Raw genomic sequence first — 20,126 nt, 5'->3', positions numbered from 1 at the left:
CCCCGTGGCTGAACTGAACTTCCTCGCCCTGCTGCGCTCCGAACTGGACGCCTACGCCGCACTCCTCGACGGCCTGACGCCGGAGGACCTGAAGCGCCCGGTGCCCACCTGCGCGCCGTGGAACCTGTACGAGCTGACTGACCACCTCGGCAACGGCAACCTGTGGGTCACCACCGCGGTGCGCGCGGGGCACGGCCGCAACGACCAGGAGCGGACCGCCCCGCACGATCCGGCGTCGCTGCACACCTGGTTCCAGAGCACGGCCGGAGAGATCCTGTCCGTGCTGGACGTGCACCCGGAGACCGAGGCGTGGACCTTCAGCAGCCTGATGCCCCGCACCGTCGGCTTCTGGCAGCGACGGCGCGCGCACGAGACGCGCATGCACCGCTGGGACGCCGAACACGCGCTGGGCGAGGCGGAACCGTTCGCCCCGGACCTGGCCGCCGACGCGGTGAGCGAGGTGTTCGAGCTGTTCGCACCCCGGATGGTCCAGCGGGGGATCGCGACGGAACCGACGGCGGCGTTCCGGGTGCGGGCCGTCGACCTCGGGCTGACCTGGACGTACGGCCCCGGCACGCCGGTCGCGGAGCTCGCGGGCACGGCGTCGGACCTGGCGCTGCGGTTGTGGAACCGGCTCGGGGCGGATGATCCGGCGCTGGTGTGGAGCGGTGATCGGGCTGTGGGGGAGCGGTTGCTGGCGGCGCCGCTCGTGCCCTGATCCGGCAGCAGCGGGATCCCTCAGTGCGAGGGCGGTCCGTGCCGTTGTTTCGTCAGCAGCCTGACCGGGGCGTGGATGTGTGCGGCGCAGCCACAGTGTGGCCGGTGTCGGTTCGGGTTCCCTCGGTCGCGGCGGCAGGCTTGTCCAAACACGCCGGGCCGGGGGTGTCAAGGAGGGGCGTTTCCGCAGGTTGCGGACCTGCTGCAAGGTTCCCTCCTTGACACCTCCGGACCGGTGTGTTTCCGCTTGCGGTGACGACGCGGGCGAGGGGGCACGGACCGTGGCGACCCGACAACAAACCGCCGCCCGGTCGAAAACCCGGCCCACAGCGCTGAGCCGCCGGGTTCCCGAGGGAAGCGGGTCGGGCCCGCCGCCATGGGTTTGACTTTCTCGTCGAGGCCTTCGACACCTCGCGAAGGCTTCGCCAGGCTCTACCGCAGCCACTGAACAAAGGTGCCGTGGGGCCGGCACGTGTGGGTGGGAACATGAGGTACCAAACCGTGGCGGGCCCGACCCGCTTCCCTCGGGAACCAGCCCGGCTTCGCGCTGTGGGTCGCTTTTGGCAACGGCCGTTGCGGATACTTCTGGTCGCCACGGTCCGTGCCCCCTCGCCCGCGTCGTCACCGCAAGCGGAAACACACCGATCCGGAGGTGTCAAGGAGGGAACCTTGCAGCAGGTCCGCAACCTGCGGAAACGCCCCTCCTTGACACCCCCGGCCCGGCGTGTTTGGACAAGCCTGCCGCCGCGACCGAGGGAACCCGAACCGAACACCGGCCACACTGTGGCTGCGCCGCACACATCCTCGCTGCGGTCCCGCACCCCCGGATCGGGATACCGCGGCGGCGCTGTGTCAGGGCAGGAACTTCACGTCCGGGAACGCCGGCGACGGTCCGTCCAGCAGATGGCTGCGGCGCCCGCGCAGATGCAGATCGAAGAAAGCACGCGGATACGCCTGCTGCATGTGCACCCCCTCGGCCGGGTCGAGCGTCCCGACGTAGCTCTCCACGTCCTGCTGACTCATGCCGAGGATCCTCGCGACCTGCGGGATCAGCGACTCGGCGTCGCTGTAGCACGAGTGGGCGGCGCCGTCGGCCTGGACGTTGAGCCGCCAGCCCTTCAGGTGCGACCAGAACAGGGCGACGTCCGGGTCGTCCGCGCGGGTGAAGACCGCGGTCATGTCCATGAACGGCCTGTTCAGGTCGGTCGTGATCTGCGGGGCCATCGGGCCGTCGAAGCTCAGGCCGGCGCGGACCCGGTCGTCGGTGAGCATGGTGTAGGCGGTGGCGGTGCCGCCCTTGGACCAGCCGAACATGCCGATGCGGCGTGGGTCGAGGGCGTGGGCGAGGCCGTCGGGGAGCTGTCGGCCGTCGGCGTCCGGGTTGCGGCCGGCCGCCAGGTCCTCGATGGCGTCCAGGACCGAGCGGGCGTCGGCCGCGAAGTCCTTCGGGGTCATCGGGACCGTGAAGGACGGTGAGAGGACTCGGCCGTCCGGGAACGCGACCCAGGCGTCGTAGGTGTGGTCGATGGTGACGACGGCGTAGCCGTGGCTCGCGAGCTCCTGCGCCACGACGGTGTTGTCGGAGCGGTGGCTGTGGGCGCCGTGCGAGTACACGACCACGGGCAGGCGGCGCTCCGTGCGCAGGACCGGCGCGCCGGTGTGGCCGGAGGTCAGCGGCGGTTGGAAGACGCCGGGGTCGAAGCCCTGGTCGGTGACATAAGGGCCCCAGGAAGCGGGAGGCATCCACGGCGCGAGCTGGTACCGCGCCGTCTCGCGGGCCGGGTACCAGACGCTCGTCATCAGCTCGCGGAAGTGGCCGGGGCCGGCCACCGGGTCGGGGCGGGACTTGTCGACGATGCGCAGGTCGACGACGCCGACGCGGTATGGGCCGGTGGGGGCGGGGAGGGTGAGCTTCGCTGATGCCACTGATGTCGCTGACGCCATTGATGCCGACGCCGCCGCCGCTGACGCACGCGTCGCCACGCCGACGACCGGGACGGTCGCGCCGAGGGCCACGGCGCCGCCGAGGACGCGGCGCCGGGTCGGACGGGGATACGGTGAAGGTGAAGTGGTCATGATCGGACGCTTTCACGCGGGCCCGGGCCGCACATCAGGCTGCTGATGGCAATGCGCGTCCCGGCATGCACCCCGGGGATTACGCCCGGCGGTGACAACACGGGTGCTGACCAGGGGCGTTTGAAGATCACCTGATGTGATCGCCGTGTCTCGTCTGGTGATCGGCGTCTTCTGGTTACCGCCTCGTAGCCGTTACGGTGATCGGAGTCCGTGAGGTGACGGAGATCACATGCGAACATCAGGAGTGTGGCCATGCGTATCGGAGTGCTGACCGGCGGCGGCGACTGCCCGGGCCTGAACGCGGTGATCCGCGCCGCGGTCCGTAAAGGCGTGCAGTACTACGGTTTCGAGTTCGTGGGCTTCCGGGACGGCTGGAAGGGGCCGTTGGAGCGGATGACCAAACCGCTGGACGTGGCGGCGGTGCGCGGGATCCTGCCGCGTGGCGGCACCATCCTGGGGTCGTCCCGGACCAACCCGCTGAAGGTCGAGGGCGGCATCGAGCGGATCAAGGAGAACCTGGCGGCCGAAGGCGTGGACGCGCTGATCGCGATCGGCGGCGAGGACACCCTCGGCGTGGCGACCGCGCTGGGCGGCCACGGGGTGCGGGTGGTGGGTGTGCCGAAGACCATCGACAACGACCTGAACGCCACCGACTACACCTTCGGCTTCGACACCGCGGTCCATGTCGCCACCGAGGCCATCGACCGTCTCCACACCACCGCCGAGTCCCACTCCCGCGCCCTCATCGTCGAGGTCATGGGCCGTCACGCGGGCTGGATCGCCCTGCACTCCGGTCTGGCCGGCGGCGCCAACGTGATCCTCATCCCCGAGGTGACCTTCGACATCGAGGAGGTCTGCGGCTGGATCGAGTCCCGCTTCGACCGCGGCTACGCCCCCATCGTCGTCGTCGCCGAAGGGGCGCACCCCAAGGACGGCCAGATGGAGGTGCAGACCGGCGAACTCGACGCCTTCGGCCACGTCCGCCTCGGCGGCATCGGGGAGCGCCTCGCCGCCGAGATCGAGCGCCGCACGAAGAAGGAGGCCCGCACCACCGTCCTGGGTCACACCCAGCGCGGCGGCACCCCCTCGCCCTTCGACCGCTGGCTCGCCACCCGCTTCGGCCTGCACGCCATCGACGCCGTCCACGACCAGGACTGGGGCAAGATGGTCGCCCTCCGCGGCACGGACATCATCCGCGTGCCGCTGGCCGACGCCACGGCGACGCTGAAGACGGTGCCGATGGCGATGTACGAGGAGGCGAAGGTTTTCTTCGGCTGAGCCGAGGACTACTCTCCCCACCCACGGACCGGATCCGTCTCCGGTCCGTGGGACGAGGGGGTCGGCCATGGCTCAGCGCACGAAGATGTCCGCGGTCCGCTGGACCCCGCCCGCGAACCCCCAGCCGGTCCGTCCCCGCGGTGACGTGCGGACGCTGCCCGAGCTGCGGCGGATCGAGCTGCCGGGGGCCGGGCCGGAGCACATCGCGGTCGATGCGTGGGGGACGCTCTTCACGGGGTTGGCCGACGGCCGGATCGTGCGGGTCACGCCCGAGGGGGAGGTGCGGACGGTCACCAACACGGGTGGGCGGCCGCTGGGGATGGAGCTGCACGGGAACGACCGCCTGCTGGTGTGCGACGCGCTGCGCGGGCTGTTGGAGGTGCAGCTCGCGAAGGGGACGGTCGCGGTCCTCGCGGCGAAGGTCGACGACGAGCCGCTGATCTTCTGCAGCAATGTCGCGGTGGGGGCCGACGACGTCGTCTACTTCACCCAGTCCTCGCGGCGTTACAACCTCGACGAGTACCGTGGCGACCTGCTGGAGCACTCCTCGACCGGGCGCCTGCTGCGGCTGCGTGACGGAGTCGTCGAGACGGTGGCCGACGGCTTCGCCTTCGCCAACGGTCTGGTGCTGGTCGACGACGACGACGGTGCCGCGGCCATCGTGGCCGAGACCGGCGGCTACTGTCTGACCAGGGTCGCGCTGAACGGCCCCGGCGCCGGGGCCAAAACGCCCTTCGGCGCGCCGCTCGCCGGGTTCCCCGACAACCTCACCCACGACGCCCGGGGCCTGATCTGGGTGGCACTGCCGAATCCGCGTGACCCCCTGCTGGACTGGCTCCTGCCCCGGAACCCGCGCCTGCGTCACGCTGTGTGGGCCACGCCCGAGAAGCTCCAGCCCGGAGAGAAGGACCTCTCGTGGATGGTCGCCGTCGACGACAGCGGCACCGTCGTGCGTGAGCTGCGCGGCTGGGATGTCGACTACCGGATGGTGACCTGCGTCCGCCGCCGTGGCAACACGCTCTATCTGGGGAGCCTCACCGAGCGTGCCATCGCCGTGGTGGAGCTCGACACCGAGGCGTGAAGAACGTGTGATCATCCTTCCGCCTCCGCGTCGGGGAGTACGGACTGTGTCCTACCGTCTCCCCGTGGACAGTGACCAACGGCTCCACCGCATCCGCCTCTGGCTGGCCCTCTTCGTCACCGGTCTCGTCCTCAGCGGAGTCACCGCTTTCCCGCTGGAGACCGAGACCGGCTGGCTCAGCACCTGGCTGCACCACCTCCCGGCGCCCTCCGGCCTCACCGGCTGGATCGATCGCTGCCACGAGGCCCTGAAGCAGACGAACGCCGCCTACCCCTTCCTCGCCTACGGCACCGACTGGCTCGCCTTCGGCCACCTCACCATCGCCGTCGCCTTCTACGGACCGTGGCGGGACCCGGTGCGCAACAAGTGGGTGATCCAGTTCGGGATGATCGCCTGTGCCGGAGTCATCCCGCTGGCCCTCATCTGCGGCCCGATCCGCGGGATCCCGTTCTGGTGGTCGGTGGTCGACATGTCGTTCGGCGTGTTCGGCGTGCTGCCCCTGATCCCGGTGTGGCGGCACACCACCGCGCTGGAAAGAGCGCTGGAAGGAGCGCTGGAAAGAGCGCTGGAGAGATCGACTACTCCCGCCGGAGTACCCGCTGCCGCGGCACAGCCTCCGCCGGACGGATGCCCCCGGGCCGTGATCTGATCTAGCGTTCAGCCATGACCGATCAGCCGACGCCGTCCACGCGGTCCTCCCTGCCGTGGACGGCTTGGCTGTGGATGGAGCGCTCCACGGTCGCGGTGCCGCTGGCGCTGCTGCTCTTCGACGTCGCCGGGACGATCGGCGCCTACAGCGGCGGGAACTGGCACGGCGACAACAACGTCGGGATCCGGCCGCTGGACTGGTTCGCGTGGGTCCTCGTCGCCGCGGGGCCGATCGCGCTGCACCATCGGTGGCGCGCGCCGCGGACCACCCTTTTCGTGTCCCTGTCCAGCACTCTCGTCTACCTGCTCATGGGCTACGCCTACGGCCCGATCTACCTCAACGCCCTGTTCGCGGTGGTGCTCATCGGCGGCGCCGGCTACCGGCGCGAGGTGTGGACGGGCTCGGTGCTGTTCGCGATCGGGATGCTGTGGGTGCCCACGCATTCCCAGAAGGGCCAGACCCGCACCAGCGCCATCGACGTGCTGTCCACCATCGGCTGGTTGCTGGCGCTGCTGATCCTCGCCGAACTGTTCCGGGTGCTGCGTCAGCGCGCGCTGGAGTCGGCCCGGGCGCGGGAGCAGGAGGTGCGGGCCCGGGAGCAGGAGGCCCGGCGGCAGGCCAGCGAGGAGCGGCTGGAGATCGCCCGGGAGCTGCATGACGTGCTCGCGCACTCGATCTCGCTGATCGCGGTGCAGGCCAACGTGGCGCTGGAGGTCATGGACCGGCGCCCGGAGCAGGCCCGGATCGCGCTGTCGGCGATCAAGGACGCCAGCCGCTCGGCGCTGGGCGAGGTGCGCTCGGTGCTGACCGTGCTGCGCGGCGACCGGGCCGCTCCGCGCGACCCGGCACCGGACCTGGGGCGGCTGGGGCACCTGGTGGAGATGGCCGAGGCGGCCGGGCTGAGGGTGGCGCTGAGCGTCGTCGGCGACCTGGAGGCCGCGCCGCTCGCGGTCAGCCAGGCCGGGTACCGGATCGTGCAGGAGTCGCTGACCAACGTGGTCCGGCACGCCGGGGCGGCCCGGGCCTGGATCCTCGTCGAGAGCGCGGCCGGCCTGCGGCTGCGGATCACCGACGACGGCCGCGGCGCCCCGCTCGGCGTGGGCGTCGGCGCCGACGGCACCGGCCACGGCACCGGCAACGGCCTGCCCGGCATGCGGGAGCGGGCCGCGGCGCTGGGCGGCTCGCTCACCGCCCGCCCGGTGCCGGGCGCCGGGTTCCGGGTCGACGCGTTCATCCCCTATCCCGAGGAGACGTCATGATCAGGGTCCTGCTGGCCGACGACCAGGCGCTGGTGCGGGCCGGCTTCCGCGCGCTCCTGGAGGTCCAGGACGGCATCGAGGTGGCCGGCGAGGCCACCGACGGCGACCAGGCCTGCCGGCTGGCCGCCGAGCTGAAGCCGGACGTGATCCTGATGGACATCCGCATGCCCGGCACCGACGGCCTGGAGGCCACCCGCCGGATCACCGCCGACGAGCGGTTGTCCGGCGTGCGGATCCTCATCCTCACCACCTTCGAGCTCGACGAGTACGTCTTCGAGGCGATCCGGGCCGGCGCCAGCGGCTTCCTGCTGAAGGACACCGAGCCCGCGGACCTGCTGCGCGGCCTGCGCGCGGTGGCCGCCGGGGAGGCGCTGCTGGCGCCGAGCGTGACCCGCCGCCTGATCGAGGAGTTCGCGGTGCGCAGCAAGCGCACCGGCCCGAACCCGGCCGCCGAGCAGATCAAGGCCCTGACCGACCGCGAACGCGAGGTGCTGGCGCTGGTGGCGGCCGGGCTGAGCAACGAGGAGATCGCCGACCGGCTGGTGCTCAGCCCGCTCACGGCCAAGACGCACGTCAGCCGGAGCATGGTCAAGCTCGGCGTGCGGGACCGGGCGCAGCTGGTGGTGCTGGCGTACGAGTCGGGGCTGGCGCGGCCGGGATGGCTGGACTGATCACGCACCGCCCGGCCACCAGATCCGTTCGCCGAGGTCCAGAGCCAGAGCGGGCACGAGGACCGACCGGACCACGAGCGTGTCGAGCAGCACCCCGAACGCCACCGTGAAGCCGATCTCGACCAGCGCGACCAGCGGCAGCGTGGCCAGCACGGCGAACGTCGCGGCCAGCACGACGCCCGCCGACGTGATGACGCCGCCGGTGACGGTCAGGCCGCGCACCGTGCCCTCCCGGGTGCCGAGGCGTCGCGCCTCCTCCTGGATCCGCGTCACCAGGAAGATGTTGTAGTCGATGCCCAGCGCCACCAGGAACACGAACGCGAACAGCGGATAGCCGACGTCGGTCCCGCGGAACCCGAAGCCGTACCGGAACACCAGCCAGCTCGCGCCGAGGGCCGCCCCGAACGACAGGACCACCGTCGCCACCAGCAGCAGCGGCGCGAGCAGCGATCGCAGCAGCCCGACCAGGACCAGCAGCACGACGCCGAGCACCGCCGGGATGACGGCGTCGCGGTCGTGGCGCGAGGCGTCGGCGATGTCGAGGCCGACGGCGGCCAGCCCGCCGACGCGGGCACCGGCGCCGGGGACCGCGGCCAGCGCGGCGCGGAGGCGTTCGACAGCATGCTGCGAGGCCGGATCCTCCGGCGCGCCGGGGAGCGGGAGGTCGAAGCGGGCGTACCGGCCGACGATGCGAGGGGCGGCCACGCTGCCGCCGAAGTGCCCGGCGAGGACGTCCTCCATCGCGGGCGCGGCGGCGGCTTTCCCGATCACCACCGCGACGTCGCCGGGTTCGGTGGGGAAGTGCCGCGTGAGGACGTCCTGGGCGCGCAGCGAGTCCGGCTTGGCCGGGAACTGGCCGGCGGCGCTGAGCCCCGACGACCGCAGTCCCGTCAGACCCGCCGCCATCGCGACCAGCAGCAACGTCGTCGCGATCCACGTGGCGCGCGGACGCGCGGCTACGGCGCGCGCGACCGTCCCCCACAGCGACTTCCTCGCCTCCGGCTCCCCGCAGAAGTGCGGCATCTGCGGCCAGAAGATCGCGCGGGGGAGTGCCACGAGCAGCGAGGGCAGCAGCGTCACCATCGCCGCGAACGCCCCGAGCACGCCCAGCGCCGCCACCGGACCGAGCCCGCGATCCGAGTTCAGCACCGAGAGCAGCAGGCACAGCAGACTCACCGCCACGGTTCCGGCGCTGGCCACGATCGCCGGTCCGGCCTTGCCCAACGCCACGGCCATCGCGTCGTGCTTGTCGCGGAACCGGCCCAGCTCCTCGCGGTAGCGCGAGACGAGCAGCAGCGCGTAGTCCACCCCGGCCCCGACCGCCAGCACCAGCATGATGCTCTGACTCAGGCCGTTGACGGTCAGTCCGGCATGGCGTGCCAGCAGGAACGCCGCCTCCTGCGCCACCGTGAGTCCCGCGACCGCCGCCACCAGCGGCACCAGCCACAGCACCGGCGACCGGTAGGTCGCCAGCAACAACACCATCACCACGCCGAGTGCCAGCCACAGCAGCGGGCCGTCGATCGTGTCGAAGACGCTGTAGGAGTCGGCGGACCGGCCGGCCGGTCCGCCGACGTGGGCGACCAGGCCGAGATCGGTGAGATCCGCCACGTCGGCGTCCGCGCCGGCGTGGGTGCCAGTGCCGGTGCCGACACGGTCCGGAGCAGTAGCAGCAGTCGCACCAGTCGCACCGGTCGCAGCAGCCGCGGCAGCCGCGGCAGCACCCCGAGGCCCAGCCGCGACCACCGCCTCCCGCAGCCGCTTCACCCCCGCGACCAGGTGCGGATCGTTCCCGTCGAATCCCACCTCGAACCGCGCCGCCCGCCCGTCGGCCGCGAAGCGCACCGGTTCCGGCGCCTCCGCCGCGCCCAGCCGCCCGGCCCGCTCCTCCACCGCCGCCCGCTGCACCGCCGTCAGCACACCCCCGCCGACCTGCTCGAACGCCACAACTGCGGGCATCAGGTCGGCGTCGCCGTATAGTTTCGCCAGCCGGTACGCCTGCGTCGACTGCGCGTCGCGCGGCAAATAGGACAAGGTGTCGTCGTGGCGCGCCTTCGCCAGGCGCCCCGACGCCCCCGCGCACACCAGGAAGAGCACCAGCCACACGGCCAGCACCAGCCACTTCGTCCGGCGTCCGGCCGGGACGCGGGCCAGGCGCCCGCCGCGGTCCTGCGGCTCGGACGGCTCGGTCCCACGCTCTGGACGTGTTCGCGGAAGGCCGCAAAGGTTCGCGTACCCTGGCTCAATGAGCGAAGCTGTCAGGAATCCGGCCGGGACCGGATCCGTCGAGGACACGTGGTCCGCGCTCCCCGCGGGCCAGCAGCCGGAGTGGCCGGACGCCGACGCGTTGTCCGCCGTGGTCTCCGAGCTCCGCTCGTATCCTCCGCTGGTCTTCGCCGGAGAGGCGGATCTGCTCAAGGAGCGGATCGCGGCCGTGGCCCGGGGCGAGGCCTTCCTGCTCACCGGCGGCGACTGCGCCGAGACGTTCGCGGGCGTCACCGCCGACGCGATCCGCGCGAAACTCAAGACTCTGCTCCAGATGGCCGTGGTCCTCACCTACGCCGCCTCGGTGCCGGTGGTGAAGGTCGGGCGCATCGCCGGACAGTACTCGAAGCCCCGGTCCAAATCGACCGAAACGCGCGACGGGGTCACCCTTCCGGCCTACCGGGGCGATTCGGTCAACGGCTTCGACTTCACGCCCGAGGCCCGCATCCCGGACCCGCGCCGGCTGCTGCGCATGTACCAGGCCAGCGCCTCCACGCTGAACCTGGTGCGCGCGTTCACCACCGGCGGATACGCCGACATGCGCCAGGTGCACGCCTGGAACCAGGACTTCGTGGCCGGGTCGCCCTCCGGCGAGCGCTACGAGCTGCTGGCCAAGGAGATCGACCGGGCCCTGCAGTTCATGCGCGCGTGCGGCACCGACCCCGAGGAGTTCCGCACCGTCGAGTTCTACGCCGCGCACGAGGGCCTGGTCCTGCCGTACGAGTCGGCGCTGACCCGCGTGGACTCGCGCACCGGCCAGCCCTACGCCACCAGCGGCCACTACGTCTGGATCGGCGAGCGCACCCGCGACCTGGACGGCGCCCACGTCGAGTACTTCAGCAGGATCCGGAACCCGATCGGGATCAAGCTGGGCCCCTCGACCACGCCCGACGACGCCCTGGCCTACCTGGCCCGCCTCGACCCGGAGCGCGAGCCCGGCCGGCTGTCGTTCATCGTGCGGATGGGCGCCGGCATGGTCCGGGAGAAGCTGCCGGCCCTGGTGGAGAAGGTCCGCGGCGAGGGCCACGAGGTGGCGTGGATCTGCGACCCGATGCACGGCAACACCTTCGAGGCGCCGTCCGGCCACAAGACCCGCCGCTTCGACGACGTGCTCGACGAGGTCAAGGGCTTCTTCGAGGTGCACCACGGCCTCGGCTCGCACCCCGGCGGCATCCACGTCGAGCTCACCGGCGAGGACGTCACCGAGTGCGTCGGCGGCGGCGAGGAGATCGCCTTCGGCGACCTGCACGACCGGTACGAGACGCTGTGCGACCCCCGGCTGAACCGCAGCCAGTCGCTGGACCTGGCGTTCTTGGTCGCGGAGATGCTGCGTAACCGCTGACCCGCGGTTCTGTTTCCGATCCCGGCTCCGGCTCCGGCTCAGACCCCGGCTCCGACTCAGACCCCGGCTCCGACTCCGACCCCGGCGTGATGACTTCACGCCGGGGTCTCCCGTCCCAGGACCGCCGCACCTGGAGCGCTATCTTCTCCAGCATGGCGACCTACCCGGACTCCCCGATCGATCTGCGCAGCGACACCGTCACCAAGCCCTCCGCCGGAATGCGGAGGGCGATGGCGGAAGCCGAGGTCGGCGACGACCAGTACGGCGAGGACCCCACGGTCCGCCGCCTGGAGGAGACCGTCGCCGGCCTGTTCGGCTTCGAGGACGCGGTGTTCACGCCCACGGGCATCATGGCCAACCACATCGGGATCCGGATGCTGGTGGGCCCCGGCGAGGAGCTCATCTGCGACGCCGACGCGCACATCGTCGCGCACGAGAACGGCGGGCTGGCCGCGCACGCCGGCATCCAGACCCGCACCCTGCCCTCGACGCGCGGGCTGATGGACGTGGCCGAGCTCGCGGCGCTGGTACGCGTCGGCGACCGCTACACGGTTGGTACCCGCGCGCTGGAGGTCGAGAACACGCACAATCGCGGGGGCGGCGCCGTGTATCCGATCGAGGTGTTGCGGGCCATCAGGGCCCTGGCGGACGGTTTCGGCATCGGTCTGCACCTGGACGGGGCCCGCATCTGGAACGCGCACGTCGCGACCGGCGTCCCGCTCGCCGAGTACGGTGCCGTCGCGGACACCATGGCGGTGTGCATGTCCAAGGGGCTGGGTGCGCCGGCCGGCTCGCTGGTGCTGCTGCCGCCCGGGCGGGCGGAGGAGGCGCGCGGGCTGCGCCGCCGGCTCGGCGGGTCCATGCGGCAGTCCGGGATCCTCGCCGCCGGCGCGCTGTTCGGGCTCACGAACAACCTCGGCCGGCTCTCGCAGGACCATGAGAACGCGCGCCGGATCGCAACGGCGTTGAGGTCCGCCGGGGCCGCCGTCCGCGAGCCGGAGACCAACATCGTCCTCGTCGACGTGGACGACGCCCCGGCCGTGGCCGCGGCCTGTGCCGCCGAGGGCGTGAAGATCTCGCCGTTCGGGCCGAAACTGCTGCGGATCGTGACGCATCTGGACGTGTCGGCGCAGGACTGTGACACCGCCGCCGACGTGGTTTCCACCGCCTTGATGCAATCCCCTGAGAGGGACTAGGGTCAGCCCCGGCTAGGCCGGTGTCTGAACGAGCAAGGTGGGGAGAAGCCCGATGGGCTGGATGAGCAAGCTGTTCGGTTCCGACGAGGAGGAGATAGGCCCGGAGGAGAAGCACCGCCGGGCTGCCGAGGCGAAGAAGGAAGAGGAGGCGGAGCACCACCGCCCGGCGGCGAAGAAGACCGCCGCGAAGAAGACGGTGCCCTCGCAGTCCCGTGCCTCGCACTCGCACGACGACGACGAACCGAAGCGCACCAGCTCCCCGCTGCACCCCACGAAGTCGGCCGCGACCGGCAACACGCTGGCGCACGACCAGATGATGACGGTGCACATCCTCACCCACGTGCCCGAGCACGCGCCGCGGGAGGACGACCCGCACTACCACCTGTTCGAGCAGGCCAAGGCGCGCCTGAAGCGGCAGGGCATGTGGAAGTGCATCATCAACGACGACCTCTGCGAGGGCGATCCCGAACTGCACCACACGCACGTGGAGTTCTCGCAGATCAACCAGGTCGACGAGAAGAAGATCGAGCAGGCGCTCGGGCTGCACTTCGAGACCGACGAGGACTTCCAGAAGTGGGCCGAGTCGCCCGGCAACCTGGAAGTGCTGTGCGCGAACCACCACCGCGCGCACTACGGGATCCACGTCATCCCCGGCCCGCTGTGGGAGGCGCTGCGCTTCCACAAGACGGGCACCGGTCCGGCCGCCGAGTTCGTCCCGGCCGACCAGGTCGACGACGTGAAGAACGACGATGACGACGACAAGAAGCCCGCGAGCCGGGCGAAGGCGTCGAAGTAGGGTCTTCGGATCTTGATACGTGCCGCCCGGCCGCCTTTCGCGCGGCCGGGCGGCACGCCGTCGTCGGCGTGTCCTGGACCGCTGAAAACCAGTCGCTTGGGGGACGCGGGCGCTGCTATCCGTTGACGCCCATGACTACCTCTGGTGCACCCCCGAAGCTCGGTACCGGCTCCACGCTCGACTTCCACGGCCCGATGTCGCCTGCCCGCGCCTCCCGCCTGGTCGCCGGTCTCGCGGCCCGCGAACCCGCGACCGTCGTGGACTACGGCTGCGGCTGGGGCGAACTCCTGCTCCGCCTCCTGGCGGCCGTTCCCGAGGCTCACGGCACCGGCATCGACATCCACGGCCCCGACATCGCCCGTGCCCGGGCCGCCGCGGCCGACCGCGGCCTGACCGGCCGCGCCACCTTCATCGAGGGCCCGGCCAGGGATCACGCCCGACCCGCGGACGTGGTCCTGAGCCTCGGCGCGTACCACGCCTTCGGCACCATCCCCGAAGCCCTGGCCGAGCTGCGCACGCTCGTGAACCCCGGCGGCCGCCTGCTTTTCGGTGCCGAGATCTGGGACCGCACCCCCACGGAGGCCGAACTGGCCGCGATGTGGCCGGGCACGACGGCCGACGAGTGCTTGTACCTGCCCGACCTGGTCGAAGTCGCCACCGCCGCCGGCCTGCGCCCGCTGCGGATCGAGACCTCCACCCGCGCCGAATGGGAGGAATTCGAGTCGGGTTACGCGGCCGACACCGAGGAGTGGCTGCTCGCCAACCCCGGCCACCCCGACGCCCCCGAGACCCGGGAGAAGCTGGACGCGCACCTGGGGATCTGGCTGCGGGGACTGCACCAGGTGTTCTCGTACGCGTTCCTGACGCTCGGGGTGCCGGGGTAGTTCAGGAGTCCTGCGGGCGACGCGCGTACGCGGTGAACATGGCCCCGAAGAACCTGACGCTGGAGTCGACCCGCTGGAACGCCTCGTCCCAGCGGGCGATGTCCTCGGGAGTGGCCAGCCCCTCGGCGACCAGGGCGTCGCGGGCGGCCCAGGCGGGGCCGCGCATGCCGGGCGGCGGGGTGACGACGTCGACGCGGCCCTGGAAGTGGACGAGCTCGAGCCCGGCCGCGATGAGCAGCTCGTCCAGGCGGGTGCCGACCCGGAGATCGTTGCCCCGGCGGCGGTGCATCTCCTCGTAGCGCTCCGTCATCCCGGTCAGCACCGGGTCGAGGCCGCGGAAGCGGGTCATGGCGATGTCGACGTCGGCGAGGAAGACCGAGCCGCCGGGCCGGGCGAGGGAGCCGAGATGATCGACGATCGCCTGCTCGGAGCCGCCGTTGTGAGCCAGGACGTGCCGGAGCATCACGAGGTCGAACGTCCCGGCGGGCAGCCCGGTGGCGTCGGCGTCGCCGAGGCCGGCCGTCACGGCGGCGCCCGCCCGATCGGCGAGCGCCCGAGCCACGGCCAGCGCCTCGGGGTCGCGGTCGACGGCCCAGACCCCGCCGCCGGGCGCGGCCAGAGCCGCGAGCCGCACCGAGACCGCGCCCGGACCGCACCCGACGTCGGCGATCCGGGCCCCGGGTACGGCGCCGGCGGCGATCCACAGGTCGCGTTCGGCCCTCTCGGCGGCCTCGGCCATGTGCAGGTAGCGCGCGACCTCGGCGTCGCTGATCCGCAGGGCGTAGTCGGCCATCAGGTGCGTCCTCGGTTCGAGCGTGTCCCGGCTGCTACTGCTACTGCTCGCTACTGCTACGACTCCGGCTGCTCCACCAGCTGCGCGATGTACAGCGGCTCGCCCAGCTGGCCGATCAGGTCCAGCTGCGTCTCCAGGTAGTCGATGTGGTGTTCCTCGTCGGCGAGGATCTCCTCGAAGAGGTTCGCGGAGGTGATGTCGCTGCGCTCGCGCATGAGGACGATGCCGCGGCGGAGACGGTCGACGGCGGCGAGTTCGACCTTCATGTCGGCCTGGAACATCTCGGTCACGGTCTGGCCGATCTCCAGGGGGAGGAGCTTCTGGAAGTTCGGCAGGGCCTCAAGGAAGATGATGCGCTCGGCCAGCTTGTCGGCGTGCTTCATCTCGTCCATGGACTCGTGGCGGGTGTACTCCGCGAGTTTCTTCCAGCCGCGGTTCTCCTGCAGCTTGTAGTGCAGCCAGTACTGGTTGACGGCCGTCAGTTCGGCGGTGAGCTGCTCGTTCAGGAACGCGATGATGTCCTTGTCACCCTGCATGCCGCCAGATCCTGCCAGAGTGGCGGTCGCGGACGGTAACGACGTCGTGGCGGATTGCGCCGAACGGGGGCCGGCGGGGCGTGCCGGATCAGCCCAGGGCGGGGAGCGCGGCCGGGCAGTCCGGAGCGTGCACGGTGACCTGGGACGGGAGCACGTCCCCCGCGGGGACCGCCGGCAGCCGCTCCGCCTCGGGTACGGCCTCCGCCGGCGCCGAGTCCGCGACCCGGGCGGCGGCCAGCAGGCAGCTCAGCCGCTTCACGCAGGTCCCGCACGACGCGCCCGCCCCGGTGGCCTGGCGGACCTGCTTGACGGTCTGGGCGCCCAGCGCGACCGCGGCGTCGACCTCGGCGGTGGTCACCGCGTGGCATATGCAGGCGTACAAAGCGTGGCTCCGGGGGCTCGTCGATCGGCGCGTCCGGCCTGATCACTGGGGACTTAGGCGAGCCTAAGCTACTTATCCGGCACTGCCAAGTCCCCGGCGCACGTGCCGTGCACCACATCTGGAAACATGGACCGCATGGGGCAGCCGGGATCAGGGGTGGACATCGAAGCCGAGGAGCAGACGGCGGGCCGGCTTCCACCCGGTCAGCGCATGCAGCGCGGCGAGTGGCCGGTGCTGCACTACGGCCCCGTGCCCCGCTTCAAGCCGGACAGCTGGGACTTCCGGGTGACCGGCGCCACCGCCGACGGCGAGGAGGCGGTCTGGTTCCACGACGAGTTCTCGGCGCTGCCGGCGATCGACGTCGTGGCCGACTTCCACTGCGTCACCAAGTTCACGATGCTGGACGCCGCCTGGCGCGGCGTCGCCGCCCGCACCGTCCTCGACCTGGCCCCGCCGGCCCCGGACGTGGCCCACGTGACCGTCTGGGCCGAGTACGGCTACAGCACCAACCTCCGCCTGGAGGACCTGCTCCACGAGAACGTGGTGTTCGCCACCCACCACAACGGTGAGCCGCTCACCCCCGATCACGGCTTCCCGCTCCGCCTGATCGTGCCGCACCTGTACGCCTGGAAGGGCCCGAAGTGGGTGCGCGGCATCGAGTACCTCACCGAGGACCGCCGCGGCTTCTGGGAGGAGCGCGGCTACCACAACATCGGCGACCCGTGGCGGGAACAGCGGTACTCCTACCAAGAAGACCCGGGCGACGGGCCGCCGCTGTAGGTCGGAGACCGTAGGGCCCGGATCATCACCGCATGTGGATCCGGCGCAATACGGCCTGCCACAGCGTTCCGGAGCGGCTCAGCGCGCGGCGGCGGCGTTCGGATCCCGCAGAGGCGTGCGACCCCGACGATCCGGGCGACCCCGCCGATCCGGGCGACCCGTGTGATCCCGCCGGCTGTCCCTTCCCGCCCTTCCCGCCCGCTGCGCGCGTGTCGCGTTGCTCACCCCGCCCCGCACCCGCCGCCGGTCCGAAGGCACCGCCCTCCAACTCGTATTCGCCCAGGACGCGCGGTCCGCGCTTTCGCTCGATCACCTTCCCATTGACAGACACATCCGGACATCCCGCCACCGGGCGCCGGACGAGCGCGCCCAGGCGCCCCGGCGCGCCCGGCCGGTCGCGGTTTGACGCCCGATGATCGCTGCGGGATGCTGCAACGCAGGATGGTCGGCAGGAATCCCGGTGTGAATCCGGAACGGTCCCGCCACTGTGATCAGGGAGCACCTCTTCGTGGGATGCCACTGGAACGTCAACGTTCTGGGAAGGCGGGAGAGGCGCTGCGATCTGAGAGTCAGGAGACTCCGACCGTCCCCGGCACGCCGCCCCCGCGGCGTGCTTGTGCTACCTGACCTGTCGGGCGTGGACACCCGTGAGGAGCTGATTCGGCGTGCCGCCGTACCCCTTCGCCGCAGTGGTCGGACTCGACGATCTGCGGCTGGCCCTGTTGCTCAACGCCGTCTCCCCGGCCGTCGGCGGGGTGCTGGTCCGCGGTGAGAAAGGCACCGCCAAATCCACGATCGTGCGCGCCCTGTCCGCGGTGCTGCCGGAGATCGACGTCGTCCGGGGCTGCCGCTTCTCCTGCGACCCCGAGGTCCCCGACGTCGGCTGTCCGGACGGCCCGCACTTCGGCGCCGTGGTGGTCGACTCCCGCCCGGCCCGCCTGGTGGAGCTCCCGGTCGGCGCCACCGAGGACCGCCTCGTCGGATCGCTGGACCTGGAGAAGGTGCTCGCCTCCGGCATAGCGGCCTACGAACCCGGACTGCTGGCGGCGGCCCACCGCGGCCTCCTCTACGTGGACGAGGTCAACCTCCTCCACGACCACCTCGTCGACCTCCTGCTGGACGCCGCCGCGATGGGCGTCGCCCACGTCGAACGCGAAGGCGTCTCCGTCCGGCACTCCGCCCGCTTCCTCCTCGTCGGCACCATGAACCCGGAGGAGGGCGAACTCCGCCCGCAGCTGCTCGACCGCTTCGGCCTGACCGTCGAGGTCCGCGCCAGCCGCGACCCGGCCGAACGCGCCGAGGTGGTGCGCCGCCGCCTCGCCTACGAAGCCGACCCCGAGGCGTTCGCCACCGCCTGGGAGGCCGCCGACAAGGAGACCGCCGCGCGCATCGCCGCCGCCCGCGAACTGCTCCCTTCCGTGGTGCTCCCGGACGGGGAACTGCTGCGGATCACCCGGATCTGCGCCGCCTTCGAAGTCGACGGCATGCGCGCGGACCTGGTGACGGCGCGCGCCGCCACGGCGCTGGCGGCCTGGGCCGGCCGGACCGTGGTGATCGCCGAGGACGTGCGGCGGGCGGCGACGCTCGCGCTGCCGCACCGGCGGCGCCGGCACCCGTTCGACGCGCCGGGGCTGGACGAGGAGCGACTGGACGAGGCGATGCGGGACGGGGACGAGGATCCTGATCCCGGTCCTGACGGGCCCGGTGGCGGCGGCCCGCTCGACGATCAGCCCGGCGGCGGTGCTCCGGATGCGCGGAACACCGAGCCGGAGCGGCCGGAGAAATCTGATCAGCGGTCGCACGACGAGGCGGAGAAGGAGCCGGTCGGCCAGGCGGTGGCCGATTCCGGCTCCTCGGCGGGCGGGCAGGAGCCGTCCGGCGCGGCGCGGGAGCAGAGCCCTGCGATGCCGGGCGAGCCGTTCAAGGCGCGCCTGCTGAAGGTGGAGGGCGTGGGCGGCGGTGCCGAAGGCCGCCGCTCCAAGGCGCGGACCAGCTCGGGCCGGGCGATCGGCGCGCGCCCCGGGACACGCGGGCTGCACCTCGTGGCGACGGTTCGAGCGGCCGCACCTGAGCAGGTGTCCCGAGGCCGCGACGAAGGCGCCCTGATCCTCCGGCCCGCGGACCTCCGCGAGCCGATCCGCGAGGGCCGCGAGGGCAACCTCGTCCTCTTCGTCGTCGACGCCTCCGGCTCCATGGCCGCGCGCCAGCGCATGTCCGCGGTCAAGGGCGCGATCCTGTCGCTGCTCATGGACGCGTACCAGCGCCGCGACAAGGTCGGCCTGGTCACCTTCCGCGGGCGTGAGGCCGACGTCGTCCTCCCGCCCACCTGGTCCGTCGACGCCGGCGCCGCGCGCCTGACCACCCTGCCCACCGGAGGCCGCACTCCGCTCGCGGCCGGGCTCCTCCAGGCCGCCGGCGTCCTGCGCGTCGAGCGGATGCGCGATCCGCAGCGCCGCCCGCTCGTGGTCGTCGTCACCGACGGCCGCGCGACCCAGGCCTCGCGCGCGAAGGACCCGCTGGCCGACGCCCGCCGTGCCGCCGGTCACCTCGCGACCACCGTCGCGTCCGTCGGCGGCACCGCGGTCGTCGTGGACTGCGAAGCCGGCCCGGTCCGCCTGGGCCTGGCCGCCCGGCTGGCCGGCGACCTCGGGGGCGAGTGCCTCCGGCTCGCCGATCTGGCCGCGGACACGCTGACCGCGGCGGTGCAGAGCAACCGCCCCCACTCCGACCGGAGGGCCGCCTGATGCCCCAGGGCCAACCCGCATACGTGCCCGACGACGGCTTGACCACCCGGCAGCGGCGCAACCGGCCGCTGACGATCGTCCACACCGGTCCCGGCAAGGGGAAGTCCACAGCCGCCTTCGGGCTGGCGCTGCGTGGGTGGAACCAGGGCTGGCCGATCGGGGTGTTCCAGTTCGTGAAGTCGGCGAAGTGGCGCATCGGCGAGGAGAACGCCCTCAAGGCGCTCGGCGAGCTGCACGAGTCCACCGGCCGGGGCGGTCCGGTGGATTGGCACAAGATGGGCGAGGGCTGGTCCTGGATCCAGCGCGATCTGCACAGCGACCCGGAGCTGCAGGCCGAGAACGCCCGCGCCGGCTGGGAGCGGATCAAGCATGACTTCGCCGCCGAGACCTATCGGCTCTACGTCCTCGACGAGTTCACCTATCCGATGAAGTGGGGCTGGGTCGACGTCGACGAGGTGGTCGAGACCCTGGCCGAGCGGCCCGGGACGCAGCACGTCGTCATCACCGGACGCGACGCGGCGCCGGCTCTGCTCGCCGCCGCCGACCTGGTCACCGAGATGACCAAGGTGAAGCACCCGATGGACGCCGGGCAGAAGGGCCAGAAGGGCATCGAGTGGTGAGCCCGGTTCCGGGGACTGCGCCGACCGGACCGGGCGGGGCACCGACCGGCTCGATCA

The 20,126-nt window shown here is 72.0% G+C and carries 18 protein-coding genes and 1 riboswitch; of the genes, 13 read left to right on the top strand and 5 right to left on the bottom strand.

Features of this window, described 5'->3' with window-relative positions; genetic code table 11:
- Positions 1-4: 4 nt before the first annotated feature.
- Entirely contained in the window at positions 5-718 is a 714-nt protein-coding gene (locus ABD466_RS18700) for a maleylpyruvate isomerase family mycothiol-dependent enzyme (protein WP_344658363.1), read from the top strand.
- 851 nt (positions 719-1,569) lie between these two features.
- Here the strand turns inward: ABD466_RS18700 and ABD466_RS18695 are convergent.
- A complete protein-coding gene (locus ABD466_RS18695) occupies positions 1,570-2,793 on the bottom strand; it encodes an alpha/beta hydrolase family protein (RefSeq protein WP_344658362.1) in 1,224 nt (407 codons plus the stop codon).
- 252 nt (positions 2,794-3,045) lie between these two features.
- Here ABD466_RS18695 and ABD466_RS18690 point away from each other — a divergent pair, with 252 nt between their 5' ends.
- From ABD466_RS18690 to ABD466_RS18670, 5 genes are all read left to right on the top strand, one after another.
- Complete coding sequence (locus ABD466_RS18690; protein WP_344658361.1) at positions 3,046-4,071, top strand: 6-phosphofructokinase; 1,026 nt, start codon at positions 3,046-3,048, stop codon at positions 4,069-4,071.
- A 67-nt stretch (positions 4,072-4,138) separates the two neighbouring features.
- Positions 4,139-5,152, top strand: coding sequence for an SMP-30/gluconolactonase/LRE family protein (locus ABD466_RS18685; RefSeq protein ID WP_344658360.1), 1,014 nt, complete (start codon positions 4,139-4,141; stop codon positions 5,150-5,152).
- 64 nt (positions 5,153-5,216) lie between these two features.
- Entirely contained in the window at positions 5,217-5,801 is a 585-nt protein-coding gene (locus ABD466_RS18680) for a hypothetical protein (RefSeq protein WP_344658359.1), read from the top strand.
- Positions 5,802-5,815: 14 nt separating this feature from the next.
- On the top strand, positions 5,816-7,060 hold the full coding sequence (locus tag ABD466_RS18675) for a sensor histidine kinase (protein WP_344658358.1): 1,245 nt from the start codon (positions 5,816-5,818) through the stop codon (positions 7,058-7,060).
- Complete coding sequence (locus ABD466_RS18670; protein WP_344658357.1) at positions 7,057-7,731, top strand: response regulator; 675 nt, start codon at positions 7,057-7,059, stop codon at positions 7,729-7,731. Before ABD466_RS18675 ends, ABD466_RS18670 begins: the two co-directional genes overlap by 4 nt.
- On the opposite strand, the gene ABD466_RS18665 is transcribed toward ABD466_RS18670, so the two are convergent.
- The gene (locus ABD466_RS18665; protein ID WP_344658356.1) at positions 7,732-9,846 is read right to left on the bottom strand and encodes an MMPL family transporter; all 2,115 of its coding nucleotides are present in this window, start codon (positions 9,844-9,846) and stop codon (positions 7,732-7,734) included.
- A gap of 130 nt (positions 9,847-9,976) precedes the next feature.
- On the opposite strand from ABD466_RS18665, the gene ABD466_RS18660 reads away from it, so the two are divergent.
- From ABD466_RS18660 to ABD466_RS18645, 4 genes are all read left to right on the top strand, one after another.
- Positions 9,977-11,338: a class II 3-deoxy-7-phosphoheptulonate synthase gene (locus ABD466_RS18660; RefSeq protein WP_344658355.1), complete on the top strand. Its 1,362-nt coding sequence runs from the start codon at positions 9,977-9,979 to the stop codon at positions 11,336-11,338.
- Positions 11,339-11,490: 152 nt separating this feature from the next.
- Positions 11,491-12,534, top strand: a complete 1,044-nt coding sequence (locus ABD466_RS18655) for a threonine aldolase family protein (protein ID WP_344658354.1) — start codon at positions 11,491-11,493, stop codon at positions 12,532-12,534.
- A gap of 61 nt (positions 12,535-12,595) precedes the next feature.
- The gene (locus ABD466_RS18650) at positions 12,596-13,330 is read left to right on the top strand and encodes a hypothetical protein (RefSeq protein WP_344658353.1); all 735 of its coding nucleotides are present in this window, start codon (positions 12,596-12,598) and stop codon (positions 13,328-13,330) included.
- A 131-nt stretch (positions 13,331-13,461) separates the two neighbouring features.
- Positions 13,462-14,214 carry an SAM-dependent methyltransferase gene (locus ABD466_RS18645; protein WP_344658352.1) on the top strand — a complete coding sequence of 251 codons (753 nt, stop codon included), beginning with the start codon at positions 13,462-13,464 and terminating at the stop codon, positions 14,212-14,214.
- Between the two features lies 1 nt (position 14,215).
- Here ABD466_RS18645 and ABD466_RS18640 read toward each other — a convergent pair whose 3' ends face one another.
- From ABD466_RS18640 to ABD466_RS18630, 3 genes are all read right to left on the bottom strand, one after another.
- Positions 14,216-15,007 (bottom strand): class I SAM-dependent methyltransferase, encoded by a 792-nt coding sequence (locus tag ABD466_RS18640; protein ID WP_344658351.1) that lies wholly within the window; start codon positions 15,005-15,007, stop codon positions 14,216-14,218.
- A gap of 56 nt (positions 15,008-15,063) precedes the next feature.
- A complete protein-coding gene (bfr, locus tag ABD466_RS18635) occupies positions 15,064-15,543 on the bottom strand; it encodes a bacterioferritin (protein WP_344658350.1) in 480 nt (159 codons plus the stop codon).
- Positions 15,544-15,631: 88 nt separating this feature from the next.
- A complete protein-coding gene (locus tag ABD466_RS18630; protein WP_344658349.1) occupies positions 15,632-15,925 on the bottom strand; it encodes a (2Fe-2S)-binding protein in 294 nt (97 codons plus the stop codon).
- Between the two features lie 135 nt (positions 15,926-16,060).
- Here ABD466_RS18630 and ABD466_RS18625 point away from each other — a divergent pair, with 135 nt between their 5' ends.
- The 3 genes from ABD466_RS18625 to cobO all read left to right on the top strand — a co-directional run bounded on the left by ABD466_RS18625 (position 16,061) and on the right by cobO (position 20,069).
- Complete coding sequence (locus tag ABD466_RS18625; RefSeq protein ID WP_344658455.1) at positions 16,061-16,705, top strand: sulfite oxidase-like oxidoreductase; 645 nt, start codon at positions 16,061-16,063, stop codon at positions 16,703-16,705.
- Between the two features lie 451 nt (positions 16,706-17,156).
- Positions 17,157-17,283, top strand: a riboswitch (cobalamin riboswitch).
- An 87-nt stretch (positions 17,284-17,370) separates the two neighbouring features.
- Positions 17,371-19,449 (top strand): putative cobaltochelatase, encoded by a 2,079-nt coding sequence (locus tag ABD466_RS18620; protein WP_344658348.1) that lies wholly within the window; start codon positions 17,371-17,373, stop codon positions 19,447-19,449.
- Positions 19,449-20,069, top strand: coding sequence for a cob(I)yrinic acid a,c-diamide adenosyltransferase (gene cobO, locus ABD466_RS18615; RefSeq protein ID WP_344658347.1), 621 nt, complete (start codon positions 19,449-19,451; stop codon positions 20,067-20,069). Before ABD466_RS18620 ends, cobO begins: the two co-directional genes overlap by 1 nt.
- Positions 20,070-20,126 lie beyond the last annotated feature (57 nt).

The sequence above is a fragment of the Catenulispora subtropica genome, from assembly GCF_039531675.1.
Lineage (GTDB): Bacteria > Actinomycetota > Actinomycetes > Streptomycetales > Catenulisporaceae > Catenulispora > Catenulispora subtropica.
The sequence above is the reverse complement of the archived record's forward strand: the minus strand, read 5'-3'. Positions and strand labels throughout refer to the sequence as shown.